Consider the following 18,390-nt stretch of genomic DNA (forward strand, 5'->3'; position numbering starts at 1 on the left):
GGCGCAGGTCTCAAACGACGGTCACCACGACGCGGCGGTCGCGTGGGCCGTCGAGTTCGACCAGCATCACCGCCTGCCAGGTGCCGAGGCAGAGCTTCCCGGCGCGCACCGGGATGGTTTCGCCCGGCCCGAGGATGGCTGCCTGGATGTGCGAGGCGCCGTTGCCGTCGACCCTGTCGTGGCGCCACACGCCGGCCGGGATCAGCCGGTCGAGCGCGTCGAGCACGTCCACGCACACGTTGGGGTCGTCGTTCTCGTTGATCACGATCGCCGCCGTGGCGTGCGGCGTGTAGACGCTGCAGAGCCCCTCGGCCGTGTCGGCCCGGGCGACGATCGCCGCCACGCGGGCGGTGAGATCAATCATCTCCCGCTTCGTGGTCGTCCGTATGCGAAACTCGGTCAGCATCGCTGTCTCGGAGCCGGCCACCCGTGCTCGCCGCGATCGGGAGCACCTGCGCCGGCGGGTTCTCCTCGGGCGTGATGCGGATCGGCATGCCGCCTTCGTCCTCGAGGGCCGCGAGCAGGAGGTCCTCGGCGACGCGGCCGGCGACCCCCGTCCGCGCGATCGCCAACGTCGCCTCGCGGTAGAGGGCGGGCGAGTAGCCGTAGATGTCCCGGTGCGTCTCCAGGTAGACCGCGCCGCCCCGCACGCCGATCTTGACCGGCTGGTAGACGAACTCCCCCGGGGCGCCGACCGGCACGAGCGGGAACAGGCGCTGGATGTCCTCCGGATAGAGACGCACGCAGCCGTGGCTCACCTGCATTCCGACTCCCCACGGGATGTCCGTCCCGTGGATGCCGTAGAGCGGCAGGGTGAGCTCGAGACGGTACTTGCCGAGCGGGTTGTCCGGCGCGCCTCCGGGGATGAAGGTGCGCGGGTCGCCGCGCTCGGCGATGTGCTCCTTCCGGATCGACTCGGGGATGTTCCACTGCGGGTTGACCGTCTTGCCCCGAATCTTGAACTTCCCGCTCGGCGTGCGCCAGTCGTCGCGGCCAAGGCCGACGGGGTACGTGTAGATGATCGTGGTGTGCGGGTCCCCCGGCGCGCGGTGGTAGAAGAAGAGCCGCATCTCGGGGATGTTCACCACGATGCCCTCGTAGGTGCAGCAGGGGAGCACCCACTGGGTGGGGAGCAGGATGGTCGCGCCGGCCGGGGGCACCCACGGGTCGATCGCCGGGTTCGCGTCGACGATCTCGTTGTAGCCGAGGTCGTAGTAGCGGGCGAGATCGATCAGCGTGTCGCCCTTGCGGATGCGGTAGGGGCGGACCTGGCCGATGACGCTTTCGGCCGGCTGCCCGCCCCGCGCCGGCGTCGGGATCGAGTAGGCGGGGATCGACTTCCGCTCGAACGTGTCCTCGTCGAAGTTCGCGGCACGGGAGCCGAGCGGCCCCGCCAGCGTCGCGACGAACGTGGTCAGAATCACAACCGAGCGCATGATCCGCCTCCCTGCCCCTCCGGCACCAGCCGCCCAGCGTAACGGGCCGGGGGCGGCGACTCAAGGTTCAGAGGGGGACGCCGAGCGCGGCGAGCCGCGCGCGCAGCTCCGCCAGGTCGACGTCGGGGAGCCCCGTGGCCCTCGGGTGCGCGATCGCGACCGCGAGCGCGGCCGCCTGCCCCTCGCCCATGCACGGGCCGATGACGCGCGCCGAGGCGAAGCCCTCGCGCGTCGCGGAGAGACAGCGGCCGCCGGCGAGCAGGTTGCGCACGCCCACCGGCACGAGGCAGCGGTACGGCACCGTGTACCAGAGGCCGTCCTCGAGGAAGCGCCAGTCGGTGAGCCCGCCCGCGACGTGCAGCTCGACCGGCCAGGCAGCACGGCAGATACCGTCCTCGAACTTCCGCCCGCCGAGCACGTCGTCCTCGGTGAGCGCGTAGCGGCCGCGGAGGCGGCGTGTCTCCCGCACCCCGAGCCGCGGGGCGGTGTCCGAGATGAACGCGGCCTCGAAGCCCGGCATGTGGCTGCGCAGGAAGTCGGCGCAGCGCTCGGCCTGCTCACGCCCGAGCATCTCGCCGAGCGTCAGCTCGGCCGCGTCGCTCGCGTCGAGCGGGCGGCCCGCGATCCCGACCCGGCTCATCGCGACCAGCACCTCGCCCGGGCGGCCGGTCGGGATGATGTTCCCCGAGCGGCGCGGCAGGCCGGCCGTGTCGAAGTGCTTGTCGAGGAGGTCGCTCAGCTCGAAGAGGTGCGGCAGCGCCGTCTCGAGGTCGACGCGCTGCATGTAGAACATCATCGACGGGTACTGGAGTGTCTCGCCCTTCTCGGTGGGCGCGCCCGCGGCCAGGGCGAGCAGGGAGTCACCGCTCGCGTCGATGAAGTAGGCGGCCTGCATCGCCACCGGACCGCTCCGCGTGGCGACGGTCACTGCGTCGATGGTGCCGTCGTGCACGAGCGCGCGCACGAAGCGGGCGTGGAGGTAGACGGTCAGTGAGCCCTCGGCGCGCGCCATCCGATCGTAGAGCGTCTTCAGCCCCCACGGGACGTAGGGGAGCGCCGCCGTCGTCTTGAACGGCACCGGGCCATAGCAGAGGCTGCGTGCAGCGAGGCGGTCCGCGACCTCGGCGGGGAAGCCGCCCACGAGGCGCACGAGGTCGCCGCTCCTCTCGCGGTAGTAGAAGCCGCAGAACGTCCCGACGCAGCCGCCCGTGGACATGCCGCCCAGGAAAGGCGAGTCCTCGACCAGCACGGTGCGGAGCCCGGCGCGCGCCGCGGTGATGGCCGCCGCCGTGCCCGCCGAGCCGCCGCCCACGACCACGAGGTCGGCCTCCTCGGCGACCGGGATTCGCTCCTCGGGCACGACGAGGGTCGCGTGCGCCATGGGTGGGCTAGGCGCCGGGCGCGGGCTCGCCCGAGGCTGCCGCGGCTCCCCGGAGGCGCTCGGCCACGTCGGGCACCGCCTTGAGCAGCATGTCGAGGCGGGCGATCTCCGGCCCGGTCGTCGCAGCGAGTGCCTCGCGGTACGCCGCGAGCGCGCGGTCGAGGTCCGCCTCCTTGCCGGGCACGATCGCGTCGCGCTCGCCCAGGCAGGCATTCACCTGATCGACGAGCGCCTCGAGCCGCTTTTCGCCCTCCTCGCCGAGGCGCGCGCCGATCATCTCGCCCCAGACCTGCGAGAAGGCGTAGGTCGCCGGCACCTGGCGCCGGAGACCGCCGGTCAGGAGATGGAGCCGCTCGGCGATCGCCGCCACCGTGTTGAGGCCGCGGCGCGAGGTGAAGGCGTTCAGGCGCGCCAGCCGCTCGCGCAGCCGCTCGACGCCGTAGTGCGCGGCGAGCGCGCTCACCGCCTCCGTGAACTCGGCCTGCGTCAGGAGGGCCATGGACGCGCCCCGTCATGGCCGGTCGGCCGGAGGCTGTCAACGGCCGTTGCGTCGTGGTAAGCGGGACCGCCCAACCCACCGGAGGTGATTCCATGGCGCAAGAGGTCGCGCTCGTCACCGGCGCCTCGAGCGGAATCGGCGAGGCGCTCGCCCGCCGCCTCGCGCGTGACGGCCGGCATCTCGTACTGGTTGCCCGGCGCGGCGACCGGCTGGAAGCCCTGGCGCGCGAGCTGACGGACGTGCACGGAGTGGCCGCCCACGTGATCGCCAAGGACCTGGTCGAGCCCGGCGCGGCGCGCGAGCTGCTGGACGACGTCGGCCGCCGGGGGTTCACCGTCGACTGGCTCGTGAACAACGCCGGCTTCGGGACGGTCGGCCGCTTCGACCGCCTGCCGGTCGACGGTGAGCTGAACGAGGTCCGCCTCAACGTCGAGGTGCTGGTCGAGCTCACCGGCCGCTGCCTGCCCGCGATGGTCGCGCGCAAGGCCGGCGTGGTGATGAACATCGCCTCCATGGGCGCCTTCGCGCCCGGACCGTACATGGCGACCTACGCCGCGACCAAGGCGTTCGTGCTCAGCTTCTCGGAGGGCATCGCCGCCGAGCTACGCGGCACGGGAGTACAGGTGCTCTGCGTCTGCCCCGGCTTCACGCGCACCGAGTTCCAGGAGAAGGCCGCGGTCGACGTGAGCGGCGTCCCGAGCTTCGCCTGGATGTCGGCGGAGCAGGTCGCGGACCAGGCAGTGCGCGCCGTCGGGCACGGACCCGTCCTCGTGAACGGGACGATGAACAGCCTGATGACCGCGGCGCTGCGCTTCGTCCCCCGCGGAGTGGTCGCGCGCGCGGTGTCCCAGTTCCTGAGGCCCAGGGAGGCCTGATGCGCGTTGCGGCTGCGGCGCTGGTCTGCGTGCTCGGGGTCCTCGCGACGGCGGCGGCCGACGAGGCGCCGCTGCCCGAGGTCGGCGCCGCCCTCGACCGGATCAAGAGCGCCTCGACGGTCGAGCTCACCACCACCGGCCGCAAGACCGGTAAGGAGCACAGGAGGCCGGTGTGGTTCGTGGTCGAGGATGGCAAGATCGTCGTCCAGGCGGGCAAGAACGGGAAGACCGACTGGTACCGAAACCTGCAGAGGCGGCCGACCGCGGTCGTCCGCCAGGACGGCTATCGCTTCCGCGTGCGCGCGGTGATGGTGACGGACCCGAAGCGGGTCGAGGCGATCCACGAACTCTTCACCGCCAAGTACACGACGGCATGGCTCCTCTCGTTCGTGGGCTCGACGATCGGGCGGGGAAGGCCGGTCGAGCTGCTGCCGGTGGCGGTGTCGGTCGGGCAGTAGGCTGGAGACTCAGCGCGGCAGGAGGAGGTAGAGCTCGCCCCGCTCGTGCATGCTGCCAGCGCGTTCCTCGGCCTCCACCCCCGCGCCGAGGAAGAGGTCGGCGTGCGCGCCGACGATCGCCGCGCCGGCGTCCTGGCTCACGGCGAAGCGGCGCAGCGACGGGGTGGCGAGATAGGCGAGCGCCCCTGGTGGGACGAGACGGGGGTCGGTGGCGATCGAGCGGCCGGGAGTCAGCTCGACCCCGAGGCTGCCTACGGGGCCGCCCTCGGCCAGGCGGAAGAACGTGTACCGCTCGTTGCCGGCAAGGATGGCTGCCTGCTCGCCCGCCGGCAGCGCTTCGAGCGCGCGCCGCAGGTCGGGGAGCGAGGCGTGATCGGGCTGGACGAGCCCGCGCGCAGCGAGGGCCGGCGCCACGGTCCGGTAGGGCCGCCCGTTCGAGCCCGCCCAGCGCGCGCCGACGACCGCCCCGTCGTCCAGCCTGAGACGCCCCGAGCCCTGCACGTGGAGGACGAAGAGGCTCACGGGATCGGCAACCCACGCCAGCTCGAGCCCCCGCCCCGCGAGCGCGCCGCCTTCGATGTCCGCGCGGGCCGGATAAGGCTGAAGCCGTCCGCCCTCGACCCGGCCGGAGAGCCGCCGGCACGTGCAAGTCTCGTCGAGGGTGCGGGGCTCGACGTCGATCAGATCCGGGGGCCGGGCGTACAGCGGGTAGCGGAAGATCGCGTCGCGCGCGAAGCGGGCGGCCAGCTCGGGCTCGTAGTACGCGGTGAGCAGCGCGGGGTCGCGGAAGCGGACGACGCGGAAGGTCCGCGCGACGGCCTCGCGACGCGCCTCGGGATCCGCGGTCGTGTCGAGGATCGCGAGCAGCCGGTCGGCCGCGGCCAGCGCGGCCGCGTCACCGGCGCGGGCGTAAACGGGCCGTGTCCGCTCGAGGGCGGCGCGCAGGGAGGCGAGATCGAGATCGTCCTCGAGCGCCGGGAGCTCCGCGGGGACGAGCGGGCCCGAAGGGCGCGGGCGGAGCACGGCGCAGCCGGCGAGGAGAACGCAGAAGAGCGCCAGCCCGGCCCGGCTCACGCCGCGTATACGGACTGGGCCGCGGCGAGCGCGGCGCCCGGCGACACACGCCGTCCCTCGGCGCGGAGCGTGTCCTCGAGCGCCGCGAGGACCGTCAGCACGTGCGCGCGCCGGCTCGACTCGCCCATGAGGCCGATGCGCCACACCTTCCCCTTCGTCGGCCCGAGCCCGCCGCCGATCTCGATGCCGTGCTCGGCGAGGAGGCGCGCGCGCACCCGTGCCTCCTCGACGCCGTCGGGCACCGTGACCGCGTTCAGCACGGGCAGGCGGTGACCCTCCTCGGCGGCGAGCGCGACGCCGAGCGCGCCCAGGCCGGCGGCGAGCGCCTCATGGTTTTCCCGGTGCCGCGCGAAGCGCGCCTCGAGCCCCTCCTCGGCGACCAGGCGCAGCGCCTCGCGCAGCGCGTAGTTCATCGAGATGGGCGCGGTGTGATGGTACACGCGCTCCTCGCCCCAGTACTGCGAGAGCAGCGTCAGGTCGAGGTACCAGCTCTGGACGCGCGTCCTTCGCCTGCCGAGCGCCTCGAGCGCGCGCGGCCCGAACGTGACCGGCGCGAGGCCCGGCGGGCACGAGAGGCATTTCTGCGTCCCGCTGTAGGCGGCGTCGATCCCCCACCGGTCGATCTCGACCGGCACGCCGCCGAGCGAGGTCACGCAGTCGGCGAGGAAGAGCGCGCCGTGCTCGTGCGCGAGGCGGGCGGCGTCGGGGAGCGGCTGCCAGGCGCCGGTCGAGGTCTCGGCGTGGACGAGCGCGACCAGCTTCGGCTGCCGGCAGTTCCGGAGCGCGGCCTCGACCTGCTCGGCGCGCACGACGCGGCCCCACGGCGCCTCGACGCGCACCGCAACCCCGCCTGCCCGCTCGATCACGTCCGCCATGCGCGTCCCGAAGACGCCGTTCACGCCCACGACGACTTCGTCGCCCGGCTCGACCAGGTTGACGATGCACGCCTCCATGCCCGCGCTGCCCGTGCCCGAGACGGGGAAGGTGAGCGTGTTCTGGGTCGCGAACACGAAGCGGAGGAGCGCCTTTACCTCCTCCATCATGGCGATGAAGGCGGGGTCGAGGTGCCCGACGAGCGGCGCGGACATGGCGCGCAGCACGCGCGGATGCACCTCCGAGGGGCCGGGACCTAGGAGCAGGCGCGCGGGCGGCGCGAACTCGCCGGGGATCGCGGTCACGGCGGCGCACTCTACACGAGCGGCCCGCCGCGGGCGAGAACGCCGGCGACGGCTGCCCCTCTCCCCTGCTCGCCCTGTACACGCCCACAGGCCGGCGCTAGGAGGAACGCGACATGGTCCGGCCCGCGCTGCTCGCCGACCTGCGTCTTATCGTCGGCGCCGACGGCGTCATCGACCGGCCCGAGGCGCTCCTCGTCTACGAGTGCGACGGCTACACGCTCGCGCGCACGGCGCCGGAGGTCGTCGTGCTGCCGCACACGCCGGCGGAGGTCGCGGCGGTGCTCCGGCTGCTCGCCGCGGAGCGCATCTCCTTCGTGCCACGCGGCGCGGGCACGGGCCTCTCGGGCGGCACGCTGCCGGTCGAGGCGCCGGTCATGGTCGGCACCAGCCGGCTCACCGCGATCGAAGCGATCGATGTCGCCAACCGCCGCATCGTCGCGCAGGCGGGCGTCGTGAACCAGTGGGTCACGAACGCGGTGCGCGCGCACGGCCTCTGCTACGCGCCCGACCCGTCGAGCCAGCCGGCGTGCACCATCGGCGGCAACATCGCCGAGAACTCGGGCGGGCCGCACACCCTCAAGTACGGCGTCACGACGAACCACGTCCTCGGCGTGGAGCTGGTGCTGGCGTCGGGCGAGGTGGTGATGCTCGGCGGCGCGGTCGAGGATCGGCCGGGCTACGACCTGGTCGGGCTCGTGGTCGGGGCCGAGGGGACCTTCGGCATCGTGACGCGCGCCACGCTCCGCCTGGTGCGCGCGCCGGAGGCGTACCGCACGCTCCTCGCCGTCTTCGAGTCGGTCGACGCGGCGAGCGAGGCGGTGTCGGGCATCATTTCGGCTGGCGTCATTCCCGGAGCGCTCGAGATGATGGACCGGCTCATCCTGCAGGCACTCGAGCAGGCGTATCACATCGGCCTCCCGACCGACGCGGGCGCCGTCCTCCTGGTCGAGCTCGACGGTCCCGCGGTCGGCCTCGACCCGCAGGCGGAGCGGGTCGCCGCCGTTTGCCGCCAGAACCGCGTGCGCGAGGTGCGCGTGGCGCGCGACGACGCGGAGCGCGCCGCGCTCTGGAAGTGCCGCAAGCGCGCCTTCGGCGCCGTGGGGCGGCTCGCGCCCAACTACTGCACGCAGGACGGCGTCGTGCCGCGGACGCGCGTGCCCGACATCCTCCGCCGCATCGCGGCGGCGGCCGAGCGCCACCGGCTCCGCATCGCCAACGTCTTCCACGCCGGCGACGGCAACATCCACCCGATCCTCCTCTTCGACGAGCGCGACCGGGACGAGGTCCGGCGCGTGCTGGCGGCGGGGCGCGAGATCCTCGAGGCCTGCGTCGCGCTCGGCGGGAGCCTGACCGGTGAGCACGGCATCGGGGTCGAGAAGATCGGGCAGATGCCGCTCCTCTTCGGCCCCGACGATCTCGCCGCGATGGTCCGGCTGCGGGCCGTGTTCGATCCCGAGGGGCGCGCCAACCCGCACAAGATCTTCCCCGACGCGAAGGTGTGCGTCGAGACGCGCGCCCCGCGCCGGCAGGCGGCCATGTGACGCCGTGGGCGGACATCGTCGGCGCCGAGCACGTGGCGCCCGGCGCGCCGGTCGACGGCGTGGTGCCCGCCTGGGTGGTGCGCCCGGGGAGCGTGGCCGAGGTGCAGGAGTGCGTGCGGGCCGCCGCCCGGGCGCGCGCGAGCCTCGTCGTGCAGGGCCTCGGCGCGCACCTGAGCGTCGGCGCGCCGCCGGCGCGGCTCGACGTGGTGCTCGGGCTCGACCGCCTCGCGCGCGTCATCGACCATCAGGCGGGCGACATGACGGTCACCGCCCAAGCGGGCTGCACGCTCGCCGCGCTCGCGGAGACGCTGGCGCAGAGCGGCCAGTGGCTGCCCCTCGATCCGCCGTGCGCCGACGTGACGACCATCGGCGGCCTCGTCGCTGCGAACCTCTCCGGCCCGCTCCGCGCCTCCCAGGGTCGCGTGCGCGATCTCCTGCTCGGGATCCGTGTGGTCGGCGCCGACGGCGCGCTCGTCGCCGGCGGCGGGCGGGTGGTCAAGAACGTCGCCGGCTACGACCTCCCGAAGCTCCACGTGGGCGCGCTCGGCACGCTCGGCGTGATCGTCGAGGCGACCTTCAAGGTGCGGCCGCGGCCGGCGTGCGAGGAGGCGGTAGTGATCGCCGCCCGTTCGGTCGAGGCGGCGGCCGAGACCGCGCTCGGCGTGATGGCGAGCGAGGTCGCGCCCTTCTGGCTCGAGGTGGGCGGACCCGGCGCTCTGCCCGAGGGGCCGGGCGACGGGGCCGCGGTCGTGATCGGCCTCGCCGGCATCGCGGAGGAGGTGGCGCACGCCCGGGCGCGCACGCTGGACCTCGCGCGGGCGCGTGGTCTCCGCGCCATCAGCGTCGCGGACGGCGCGCCGCTGCGCACGCGGCTCGCGGACTTCGCGCTCGAGCCGGCGGCGGCCGTGCTCCGTGCCGCCATGCTGCCGACCGAGGTCGGCGAGTTCCTGGCGCGGGCGAGCCGATCCGGCACCGCGCTCCGCTGCCTCGCGCACGCGGCGAGCGGCGTGGTGCGGGTGGCGGTCCCCGAGGCGCGCGCCGTCGCCGGGCTCGTCGCGGCGCTCCGGCCGGGGCTCCAGGCGCGCGGCGGCTCGCTCGTGGTCGAGCGGGCGACGCCGGACGTGAAGGCGCAGGTCGACGTATGGGGCGACCCGGGAGAGGGCGTCGCGCTCATGCGCGGCCTCAAGGCGGCGTTCGACCCGGGCGGTCTCTTCGCCCCCGGGCGGTTCGTCGCGGGGATATGAGGGAGGGCAAGCAACGATGATCCTCGAGCATCGCGGGAAACGGCCCCACATCCACGCCTCGGCCTACGTCGCGCCCAACGCCACCGTCTGCGGTGACGTGACCGTCGGCGCCGAGAGCCGCGTCCTTTTCGGCGCCGTCCTCACCGCCGAGAGCGGCCCGGTCACGATCGGCGAGCGGTGCATCATCATGGAGAACGCGGTGATCCGCGGCGTCGCGCACCATCCCGCGTCGCTCGGCGACCACGTGCTGGTCGGGCCGCACGCGCATCTCAGCGGCTGCCGCGTCGAGGACGACGTCTTCATCGCCACCGGTGCCTGCATCTTCAACGGCGCCACCATCGGCGCGCGCGCGACCGTCCGCATCCGCGGCATCGTGCACATCCGGACGCGGATTCATGCCGACACGGTCGTGCCGATCGGCTGGGTGGCGCTCGGCGATCCGGTGCGCCTCTTCTCGCCCAAGGACCACGAGGAGATCTCGAAGCTGCTCGCCGGGCTCGACTTCGCGCGCACCGTGTTCGGCGACCAGGCGGCGCCGCGCGGCGAGACCCGCATGCCCGAGCGCAGCCGGCGCTACGCGCGCGCGCTCGGCGCGCACAAGGACGACCGCATTGTCGAGCCCTGAGCCCCGCTTCGTCGCGCGCGAGAAGCTCCTCACCTGCGTCCACTGCGGGCTCTGCCTCGCCGCGTGCCCGACCTACGTGGAGCTCGGTGTGGAGGCCGACTCGCCGCGCGGCCGCATCCACCTGATCCGCGCGCTGGAAGAGGGGCAGCTGGCGCCCACGCCCGAGGTCATCCGGCACCTGGACCTCTGCCTCGGCTGCCGCGCGTGCGAGACCGCCTGCCCGTCGGGCGTCGAGTACGGCGCACTCATCGAGGCGGCGCGGCCGTACGTCGAGCGCTTCCGGCCGGCGCCGGCGCGCTGGGGGCGGCGAGCGCTTGTGGCTGTGCTGACGACGCCGGCGCTCCGGCGCGCGGCGTTCGCGCTGATGCGGCCGCTGGGTGGCGCGCGGTGGGTCAGTCGCCTGGCGCGGCGCCTCCGGAGCCCGTGGCTCGCGTATGTGGCTGCGCTCCCGGGCGCCGCCCGCGCCCCGGGTCTGCCCTCCTCGGTGCTCGAGCCGGAGGGGCAGCCGCGCGGCACCGCGGTGCTGCTCACGGGCTGTGTCGCGGAGACGGCCTTCGGAAGGACCAACGTCGCCACGGCCCGTCTCCTCCAGCGCGCGGGCGTGCGCGTCCTCGTCCCGCGCGGACAGGGGTGCTGCGGCGCGCTCGCCATCCATCTCGGTGCCGTGGAGCGCGCCCGGATGCTGGCGCGGAGTGTCGCGAGCGTCCTCGGCGCGTCGGGAGCCGACTGGGTTGTGTCGAACGCCGCCGGCTGCGGCGCGCTCCTGCGCGAGTATCGCGCCCTCCTCCCCGGCGACCCGGCGGCCGCCGCCGTCGGGGCGCGCGCCCGGGACGCGCTCGCGCTCCTCGCCGAGCTCGGGCTACCCCCGCCGTCGCGCCCGCTCGCCTGCACCGTTGCCGTGCACGACCCGTGTCACCTCGCGCACGGCCAGGGCGTGCGCGCGCAGGTCCGGGAGCTGCTCGCCGCCGTCCCGGGTGTCCGTCTGGTCGAGCTCGAGGAATCCGACATGTGCTGCGGCAGCGCCGGCACCTACAACCTGACCGAGCCCCGGATGGCGCGCCGTCTGCTCGAGCGGAAGCTCGACCACATCGCGGCCACGGGAGCGGAGGTGGTTGCGGCGGCGAATCCGGGCTGCATCCTCCAGATCAGGGCCGGTGCGATCCTGCGTGGGCTCCGTGTGCGCGTCGAGCATCCGATCGATCTGCTCGCGACGGCGCACGGGCTGCACGAAGACGTCACGAGCACTCGCAGCCCGCAGGCATGATTCGATGGCGAGCCATCGACATCTCAACTCGCACCGATACGGGCCGCTGCAGCCAGGTAACCAGGCGTCAAATCCGAACGAAGTTAGAGTGTCGACGCCAGTGCAGACCGCACCCTAGGCACGGATCCAACCGAGCCAGCGAAGTAGGTGAGGCCCGAGAACGAGGACGCCGATGATGACCGAGCCGGTGGCCGCGATGAGGACAGCACCTGCGGCCACATCTTTGGCCTGACCGGCGATTGGATGGAAACCCGGCGAGGCGACGTCCGTGAGGAACTCGAGGGCCGTGTTAACAGCTTCCGCAGTCCACACCGCAACGATAGCGAGCACGATCCAGCACCAATCAGTTCGCGAGATTCCGAAGAATACACCCACGGTGACGACCGAGACGGTAGCTGCCGCATGGATCCATGCGTTGTGTTGCGACCGTAGCATGATTGCGATGCCATGGATTGCAAAGGAGAAGCTACGAATCCGCCCGGTAAAGGTAAGGGATCGCGGGGATGAGCCTCGGGTCATATTCTCGGAGTGTCTAATGGCTTGGCGGCTCACCCCGCCGCGTTGGAAGCGAGCTCAGCGCCTGCCGACCGGCGGCTGAGCCCCCTGCCGCATCGGACACCTTGGCGTGCGATCGATACGGATCCTCTCCGGCTGCCTGTTGCGTGGATCACTTTCCGTGGCTCACTCTCAGGATCCGGCCGTCATCCCTCGCGATCTCGGCCACCGCGACGCCGCCAAGCCAGCCCTCGGGTAATGAGTTCCGCGAGCCGGACACGGATGGCTCCGAAAAGCGCGTCAAGGTCCTCAGCCATTTCACCACCTCTGCTCTCACTCCAGCCGTCCAACGACCTGGCGGTTCAGCGGCGGCGCGCAGCGCCGTCCGCTGCAACCGCTTGAGGGGCGGCTCGCTCATGCCTCGGAGCACGGCTTTCGACGCAAGGAACATGTGAGGAGCTGGTCGAGCGCCTTTTCGAATTCAAATACGCCGCTATATTCGGTCTCTTCCGCGCATTCGAAGGATGGCGGTTCGTCGACGTCCTCGAGGGATTGATCCGCGCCCTTCTGGGAGCCAGCGCGGATCGTTCCGTAGCGAATCCCTGCCGAGTACGAGTCGAAGTCCTGAAAGTACAGGAGTGCAGAACTTCGGCTGTCGTCACCGGGGGTAAGATTCCGGCCTACGAACACGACTGGCACAACCTCGGGCACGAGCATGTCATCGTCGACAAAGTCAACGCGAAAGTAGACTTCGCCGACGATGAGGTCTTCGGACCTCACGTACTCGCCGTAGGGCTTCAGATCGCGGGCCGGAAATCGCAGCGTGGATTCAGCCCTCATGTCTTCTGATGAGCCGCCCGACACCGGCGAGCAGGCCGAGGGCTGCCACGAGTCCGGCGCCAGGCAGTGCGATTCGGCCATGAGAAATCATGCCCTAAGCGGTCCAACGACTTGGAATTGAACTGCGGGTGCCGCAGGCGACCGTCAGCTCCAATTTCATGTTGGGCGCGGCCGCGGCGTGAATCACGGGTCGTGCTCCAAGAGGTTCTTGCCAAGACATACGCTGGTTTCCGGGGAGAGGCAGTATCCCCCGTAGAGCGGGATTGGGTGGAAGCCAGTTGCTCGATAGAGCGCGAGGGCGGCGGCCTGCCGGACGCCGGTTTCGAGGACGAGGCGCCGAACGCCCAGTGCCCGCGCCTCCACCTCGAGAGCAGCCACGAGGCGCCGCCCCAGACCCCTCCCGCGTACGGTGGGAGACAGATACATCCGCTTGAGTTCGCCCATCTCCGCATCGAGGAGCCGCAGGGCACCGCAGCCGACCGGCTTTCCCTCTCGGTAGACGACGAGGAAGATGCCGTGGCCGTCGCCTACTTCCTCGGGATCCAGGTGAAAGTGGGTCGCTCCCGGTTCGGGATAGATGCCCCTGAGCTCGGCGTTCAACGAGTCAATGAGGGCACGGCTGACGTCGGCGGTCAGCTCAGCGCGCGCTATGGTGATCGTTTCTGAGGCCATGGGTATCCAGGACTGCGGTCCGCCCAACAATACTTGGACAGGTCTGTGTAGCGCCACCACCCTGACGACGCCTGCTCACGTAGCAACAACCTCGACATTCCGACTCAAGCATCTGAATTCCCGCCGGTTGGTCGCCCGCCGCCATCTCCGCGCGGGTGCTGATAGTCTGCGAGGGCCGCCCCTGTAGCGCTCCAAGACGGGAGCCTCGAGCACCCGCCGCCACCCCGGATCGTCCGAGTGCTCGCGCGCCAGCCGTGGCCGCGCGATGACCCGTCGACGCGAACACACGGAGCACCGGCGCGCACCATAGGTGAGGGGCGCTCCCCACGACAAGAGCAACGCTCGAACGAGGCAGAACGAGCGGATGATAGGATGATAGAGAGAGAAGAGATGCCGCGGGTTTGCGAGCACTGTGGCACGGCCCGGCGCCCAGCGGCCAAGTCAGATCACCAGCCCCCCGTTCGGCGACAGCACCTGCCCGGTGAAGTAGCTGGCGCCCGGCCCGGCCAGGAAGAGCGCCGTCGCCGCGATCTCTCGCGCCTCGCCGAGGCGGCCGACGGCGGTCTGCAGCGCGATCATGGCCGTCTGCATCTCGCGCTGGTCGCCCATGATGTCCAGCAGGGGCGTGTCAATGTAGCCGGGCGCGATCGCGTTCACGAGGATGCCCTGTGGGCCGACTTCTCGGGCCAGGGCCTTCGTGAAGGCGATGATGGCGCCCTTGGCGGCCGAGTAGTGGGTCACGCCGGCGATCCCGGTCATGCCCGCGATGCTCGCCATGTTGATGATGCGGCCGCTCCGCGCGGGCACCATCAGGCCGAGCGCCTCGCGCGTGCAGAAGAACGTGCCGTTCAGGTGGACGGCGAGCATGCGGGTCCAGCGCTCGTCGGTCATCCGCCGCGTGGCGTCGAGGGCGGTCACGACCGGGCCGCCGGCCGCGAGCTCCTCGATCTGCCGGCCCATGCGCGCATGCGTCTCGGGGTCGACGTCGGCGTAGCCCGCGTTGTTGACCAGCACGTCGAGCCGCCCGCCCGTGGTTTGCCCGAGCGTCTCGAACCAGGCGCGCACGCGCGCCGAGTCCGAGACGTCGCCCACGAGCGGGCCGCACGAGATGGCGGCCCCAAGCACCGCCAGCTCCTCCTGCACCGCGGCGGCCGCCGCGGCGCGGAGGTCGTTCACCGCCACTCGGGCGCCGGCGCGCGCGAAGGTGAGCGCGATCTCGCGCCCGAGGCCCGCGCCGGTGACGAACGCGATCTTCCCATCGAGGTCGGGCATGACGCACCTGCGATATCATGGTCGCGGCCCTCGCGGCGACACTGTCTTGACGCCGCGGGGCGACGGGCGGTAAGCCCGCAGCATGCGCATCCAGGTCGAGTGCCGCGCGGAGCGCGGCAGCGAGGGGCCCCGCCGCTTCGTCCTCGGCGAGCAGACGATCGAGGTCGACGACCTCCTCGACCGCTGGTACGGCAGCGACGCCGACTACTTCCGCGTGCGCGGCCGCGACGGGCACCTCTACGTGCTCAAGTACCTGCACGAGCACGACCGCTGGGAGCTGAGCTCGTTCACGCGCCTCGGCTCGCGTGGAACCAACGTCGGCACGCGCGGGCCGCGCGTGCTCCACTGACGCGGGCTATCGCACCTCGTAGATCTCGTACGCCAGGCTGCTGCCGCTGAGCGTTCCCCTGGCGATCGCCTGGAGGCGGTTGAGCCACGCGTACCGCTCGTCGCCGGTGTCGAACTGCGGCGCGGCGTAGATGGGCGCCCCGCCGAGGCCGCGCGAGGCGTCGACCCGGCCGCTGTAGCGCAGGAGGACGAGCGCGCCGTCGTGCGTCTCGAGCGTGGCGCGCACGTCGAGGGTCGCGGTGCCCTCCGGCCCGACCACGAGCCAGTCGGCCGCGGCCGCGCCCCTCTGGCGTGCCGCGAAGCGCTCGCCCTCGAAGCGGTAGTCGCTGATCTCGAAGATGATGCGCATGCCGGCGGGCGTGTTCGGCAGCATGAGCGGGGGCGAGAGCGTCGCGGTCGCCCGGGCGAGGGGGACGAGCTCGATCATGGCCAGCCTCCGCGCGATCCTGCGCACAGGGGGGGCACGCTGGCAACGGGCGCACTGCTCGGTGGCGCGCTACAGGTACCCGAACGCCTTCAGCCGGCGGATGACCTCGCGCTCCTCCTCCTCGGAGTACGCGCGGTCCTCGCCGCGCGGCAGGAGGTCCAGCACCTCGAGCGTGCGGAGCGCCTGCTCCACACCCGCGCCGGGCGATGGCTCGGGCACGGTGATCTCGACCTCGGGGCGCTCGGGCGGCTCGTACGCCGTGCCGCCGGCCTCGTGCGCCGGCCGCACGTAGACCTCGATCATGCGGGGGAGCTCCGCGCGCACACGCTCGCGTGCTGCGCGCGTCGCCACCGGCAGCGCGACCACCACGGCCACGCCGTGCCGGGCGAGCAGCCCCGTGGCGAAGGCGACGCGTCGCTCGACCCCCTCGCCCGCGAGCGCGTCGATGCCGGGCGTACGCCGGTCGAGGACCTCCACTGCCAGGTGCCGCGCGACGAGCCGTCTCGCGAGCTCCTCGGCGATCGCGTCCGCAGCCCCCGGGTCGGGGCCGGTCACCCAGACCGAAAAGGCCGACCCGCTCACGACGCGCCCGCCGCCACGCGCGGGAAGCGGCCCGGCCGGAAGATGACCTTCTTGTCCTTCACCACCAGCTGGTCGTTCAGGGAGAGCTGCACGGCCTGGGAGAGGACCTTCGCCTCGAGCGCGCGGCCGCGCGCCTTCACGTCCTCGAGCGCGTCCTCGCCGACGCGGATGTGGAACACGTCCTGCAAAATGACGGGGCCGGCGTCGAGCTGCTCGGTCACGAAGTGCGCCGTGCACCCCGAAACGCGCACGCCCTCCTCCCAGGCCTGCTTGTAGGCGTTGGAGCCCGGGTGGTACGGGAGCAGCGAGGGGTGGATGTTGATGATGCGGAAGGGGTAGCGGTCGATCACACGCTTGGTCAGGACCTGCATGTAGCGTGCGAGAACGACGAGGTCGGGCTTGTGCTCGGCCAGGCGGGCGAGCAGGAACTCCTCGTGCGCCGCCTTGTCGCTGGACGGCGCCCACGCGAACGGGATCCCGTGCTCGCGCGCCAGCGGCTCCAGGTCCGGGTGGTTCGCCAGCACGACGACCAGGTCGCCGTTCAGGACGCCCGCGTCGCGGTCCTGCACGAGCTGGGCCAGACAGTGCGGTTCCTTCGTCACCAGGACGGCGACGCGCTTGCGCTCAGGCGGCCCGCCCGCCAGGCGCAGCGTCGTCTCCATGTTGATCTCCTCGCCGATCCTGCGCAGCCCCATCACCAGCTCGTCGAGCGTGATGGAGAGGTCGGAGAGGTCGACGAGCATCGTCATGATGAAGAGCCCCTCCATCACGCGCTGCTCGATGTCCTCGATGTTGATGTTGCAGGAGGCGAGGTAGGTGGAGACGCGCGCCACCACGCCCTTCTGATCGCGGCCGATGACGGACACGACGGCCCGGTTGCGCACGGCGTGACCTTAGCCGCCGTGCTCCGGGGGACGCAAGCTCATCACCCGGGCCAGCGCCCCATCTGCCGCCACCAGCGCACGCTGTGGCCGGGCGCGTGGAGGAAGATGCCGCCGTCCAGGTAGAGGACCTGCCCCTGCATCCAGGCGGCGTCGGCGGAGCAGAGGAACGCGACCAGCGCGGCCACCTCCGCGGGCTGGCCGAGCGCACGCAGCGGCGTCGCTCCCTCGATCTCCTCGAAGAACGCCTTCCACCCCGTCTCGTCGGCCAGGTACATGGCAACCGAGTCGGTCTCGACGTAGCCCGGGTTCACGCAGTTGACCGTGATGCCACGGGGGCCGAGCTCGACCGCGAGGTAGCGCGTGAGCGCCTCGAGCGCCGCCTTGGCCGAGGCGAGGATGCCGTGCCCCGCGACGTAGCGGTGTGTGTCCATGCCCGAGATGGTGACGATGCGGCCGGTCGGCGGCATGCGCGGCGCGATGCGCTGCACGATCTGGAGGAAGGCGCCGATCGTGATCGCGAAGGTCTTCTCGACGTGGTGCGGCTTCACCTCGAGGAGCGGCCGGAAGGCGGTGGCGGCGGCATTGGCGACGAAGAAGTCGACGGGCGTGTCGCCCAGGCGGTCCAGGGCGGCCGCCACCTGCGCGGGCTCGCCCAGGTCGGCACGGAGCGCGGTGCAGGCCCGGCCCCGGGCGCGCACCGCGGCCTCGACCTCCGCCGCGGCCTTCGCGTCGCGCCGGTAGATGAAAGCGACGTCGGCACCGTCGGACGCCAGCCGCTCCACGATGGCGCGCCCGATGCCGCGCGAGCCGCCGGTCACGAGGGCGAAAGGCATGCGTGCCCTTGTGCCGATCGGGTGGATGTTTGCAAGTCGGGAGGGAAGTGTGGAGCCTGGTGGCCGTGGGCCAGGCGACGCAGCAGCCGCAGGTGCTTGCGGACCTCGTCAACCCCGCCGGCCTCAGCATGGTCGCGGGGATGGCGAAGGTGTCCTATGCGCTCCGTCCCCCGTCGGTCTTGGGTTTCCTCGTTTTCGACGTGGTGGTGTTCGGACTCTTCGGGCTGGGCGTCGGCTACATGGCCCGCTGGAGCCGCTGGTTCTCGGTCGCGGTGCTCGTGCTCCCGTCCATCATCATCGCGGCTGACGTCGCGCATCGGGTCGGCTCCGCGGTGTTGCGGGGGGGACCCGGCTCGGAGTGGGCCCTCTCCGTGCTCCTGATGCCCGCGGCCGCGTTCTGCGGCGCCGCGCTGGGAAGCCGGTTCGCCGACGGCCGCTGAGGCTTCCGGCGGCGGCCGTCGT

20 protein-coding genes and 1 pseudogene are annotated in these 18,390 nt (G+C 72.3%); 8 read left to right on the forward strand and 13 right to left on the reverse strand.

Features of this window, described 5'->3' with window-relative positions; genetic code table 11:
- Positions 1 to 10 precede the first annotated feature (10 nt).
- The 3 genes from E6J59_11730 to E6J59_11740 form a co-directional block, all read right to left on the reverse strand.
- Positions 11 to 406: a YjbQ family protein gene (locus E6J59_11730; GenBank protein TMB19529.1), complete on the reverse strand. Its 396-nt coding sequence runs from the start codon at positions 404 to 406 to the stop codon at positions 11 to 13.
- Positions 357 to 1,436, reverse strand: coding sequence for a LysM peptidoglycan-binding domain-containing protein (locus E6J59_11735; protein ID TMB19530.1), 1,080 nt, complete (start codon positions 1,434 to 1,436; stop codon positions 357 to 359). Before E6J59_11735 ends, E6J59_11730 begins: the two co-directional genes overlap by 50 nt.
- A 67-nt stretch (positions 1,437 to 1,503) precedes the next feature.
- Complete coding sequence (locus tag E6J59_11740) at positions 1,504 to 3,030, reverse strand: FAD-dependent oxidoreductase (protein TMB19531.1); 1,527 nt, start codon at positions 3,028 to 3,030, stop codon at positions 1,504 to 1,506.
- A gap of 378 nt (positions 3,031 to 3,408) precedes the next feature.
- Between E6J59_11740 and E6J59_11745 the strand changes: the two genes are divergently transcribed.
- Both E6J59_11745 and E6J59_11750 read left to right on the forward strand, forming a co-directional pair.
- Positions 3,409 to 4,191: an SDR family oxidoreductase gene (locus E6J59_11745; GenBank protein TMB19532.1), complete on the forward strand. Its 783-nt coding sequence runs from the start codon at positions 3,409 to 3,411 to the stop codon at positions 4,189 to 4,191.
- Complete coding sequence (locus E6J59_11750; GenBank protein ID TMB19533.1) at positions 4,191 to 4,649, forward strand: nitroreductase family deazaflavin-dependent oxidoreductase; 459 nt, start codon at positions 4,191 to 4,193, stop codon at positions 4,647 to 4,649. Before E6J59_11745 ends, E6J59_11750 begins: the two co-directional genes overlap by 1 nt.
- A gap of 9 nt (positions 4,650 to 4,658) precedes the next feature.
- Here the strand turns inward: E6J59_11750 and E6J59_11755 are convergent, their stop codons facing one another.
- Both E6J59_11755 and E6J59_11760 read right to left on the reverse strand, forming a co-directional pair.
- Positions 4,659 to 5,867: a transglycosylase gene (locus E6J59_11755; GenBank protein ID TMB19534.1), complete on the reverse strand. Its 1,209-nt coding sequence runs from the start codon at positions 5,865 to 5,867 to the stop codon at positions 4,659 to 4,661.
- A complete protein-coding gene (locus E6J59_11760; GenBank protein TMB19535.1) occupies positions 5,720 to 6,901 on the reverse strand; it encodes an alanine--glyoxylate aminotransferase family protein in 1,182 nt (393 codons plus the stop codon). Before E6J59_11760 ends, E6J59_11755 begins: the two co-directional genes overlap by 148 nt.
- 113 nt (positions 6,902 to 7,014) lie before the next feature.
- Here E6J59_11760 and E6J59_11765 point away from each other — a divergent pair, with 113 nt between their 5' ends.
- The 4 genes from E6J59_11765 to E6J59_11780 are packed head-to-tail and all read left to right on the forward strand — an operon-like array spanning position 7,015 to position 11,575.
- Entirely contained in the window at positions 7,015 to 8,442 is a 1,428-nt protein-coding gene (locus E6J59_11765; protein ID TMB19536.1) for an FAD-binding protein, read from the forward strand.
- Positions 8,400 to 9,686 carry an FAD-binding oxidoreductase gene (locus E6J59_11770; protein ID TMB19537.1) on the forward strand — a complete coding sequence of 429 codons (1,287 nt, stop codon included), beginning with the start codon at positions 8,400 to 8,402 and terminating at the stop codon, positions 9,684 to 9,686. The genes E6J59_11765 and E6J59_11770 overlap by 43 nt, the downstream gene beginning before the upstream one ends.
- A gap of 16 nt (positions 9,687 to 9,702) precedes the next feature.
- A complete protein-coding gene (locus tag E6J59_11775; protein ID TMB19538.1) occupies positions 9,703 to 10,311 on the forward strand; it encodes a gamma carbonic anhydrase family protein in 609 nt (202 codons plus the stop codon).
- Positions 10,298 to 11,575, forward strand: coding sequence for a 4Fe-4S dicluster domain-containing protein (locus tag E6J59_11780; protein TMB19539.1), 1,278 nt, complete (start codon positions 10,298 to 10,300; stop codon positions 11,573 to 11,575). Before E6J59_11775 ends, E6J59_11780 begins: the two co-directional genes overlap by 14 nt.
- Before the next feature lie 114 nt (positions 11,576 to 11,689).
- Here the strand turns inward: E6J59_11780 and E6J59_11785 are convergent, their stop codons facing one another.
- The 4 genes from E6J59_11785 to E6J59_11800 all read right to left on the reverse strand — a co-directional run bounded on the left by E6J59_11785 (position 11,690) and on the right by E6J59_11800 (position 14,854).
- The gene (locus tag E6J59_11785) at positions 11,690 to 12,094 is read right to left on the reverse strand and encodes a diacylglycerol kinase family protein (GenBank protein ID TMB19553.1); all 405 of its coding nucleotides are present in this window, start codon (positions 12,092 to 12,094) and stop codon (positions 11,690 to 11,692) included.
- Between the two features lie 390 nt (positions 12,095 to 12,484).
- Complete coding sequence (locus E6J59_11790; GenBank protein TMB19540.1) at positions 12,485 to 12,991, reverse strand: hypothetical protein; 507 nt, start codon at positions 12,989 to 12,991, stop codon at positions 12,485 to 12,487.
- A gap of 102 nt (positions 12,992 to 13,093) precedes the next feature.
- Entirely contained in the window at positions 13,094 to 13,582 is a 489-nt protein-coding gene (locus tag E6J59_11795) for a GNAT family N-acetyltransferase (protein TMB19541.1), read from the reverse strand.
- A gap of 441 nt (positions 13,583 to 14,023) precedes the next feature.
- The gene (locus E6J59_11800; protein ID TMB19542.1) at positions 14,024 to 14,854 is read right to left on the reverse strand and encodes an SDR family oxidoreductase; all 831 of its coding nucleotides are present in this window, start codon (positions 14,852 to 14,854) and stop codon (positions 14,024 to 14,026) included.
- Positions 14,855 to 14,936: 82 nt separating this feature from the next.
- Here E6J59_11800 and E6J59_11805 point away from each other — a divergent pair.
- Positions 14,937 to 15,134: pseudogene (locus E6J59_11805) on the forward strand (hypothetical protein).
- A 75-nt stretch (positions 15,135 to 15,209) separates the two neighbouring features.
- On the opposite strand, the gene E6J59_11810 reads toward E6J59_11805, so the two are convergent.
- From E6J59_11810 to E6J59_11825, 4 genes are all read right to left on the reverse strand, one after another.
- A complete protein-coding gene (locus tag E6J59_11810) occupies positions 15,210 to 15,629 on the reverse strand; it encodes a DUF3237 domain-containing protein (GenBank protein TMB19543.1) in 420 nt (139 codons plus the stop codon).
- A gap of 69 nt (positions 15,630 to 15,698) precedes the next feature.
- A complete protein-coding gene (locus E6J59_11815; GenBank protein ID TMB19544.1) occupies positions 15,699 to 16,211 on the reverse strand; it encodes an adenylyl-sulfate kinase in 513 nt (170 codons plus the stop codon).
- Positions 16,208 to 17,095 carry an ACT domain-containing protein gene (locus tag E6J59_11820; protein TMB19545.1) on the reverse strand — a complete coding sequence of 296 codons (888 nt, stop codon included), beginning with the start codon at positions 17,093 to 17,095 and terminating at the stop codon, positions 16,208 to 16,210. The genes E6J59_11815 and E6J59_11820 overlap by 4 nt, the downstream gene beginning before the upstream one ends.
- 41 nt (positions 17,096 to 17,136) lie before the next feature.
- Positions 17,137 to 17,928 carry an SDR family oxidoreductase gene (locus E6J59_11825; protein ID TMB19546.1) on the reverse strand — a complete coding sequence of 264 codons (792 nt, stop codon included), beginning with the start codon at positions 17,926 to 17,928 and terminating at the stop codon, positions 17,137 to 17,139.
- 29 nt (positions 17,929 to 17,957) lie between these two features.
- On the opposite strand from E6J59_11825, the gene E6J59_11830 reads away from it, so the two are divergent.
- A complete protein-coding gene (locus E6J59_11830) occupies positions 17,958 to 18,368 on the forward strand; it encodes a hypothetical protein (protein ID TMB19547.1) in 411 nt (136 codons plus the stop codon).
- Positions 18,369 to 18,390 lie beyond the last annotated feature (22 nt).

This window comes from Deltaproteobacteria bacterium (assembly GCA_005879795.1).
GTDB lineage: Bacteria > Desulfobacterota > Binatia > DP-6 > DP-6 > DP-6.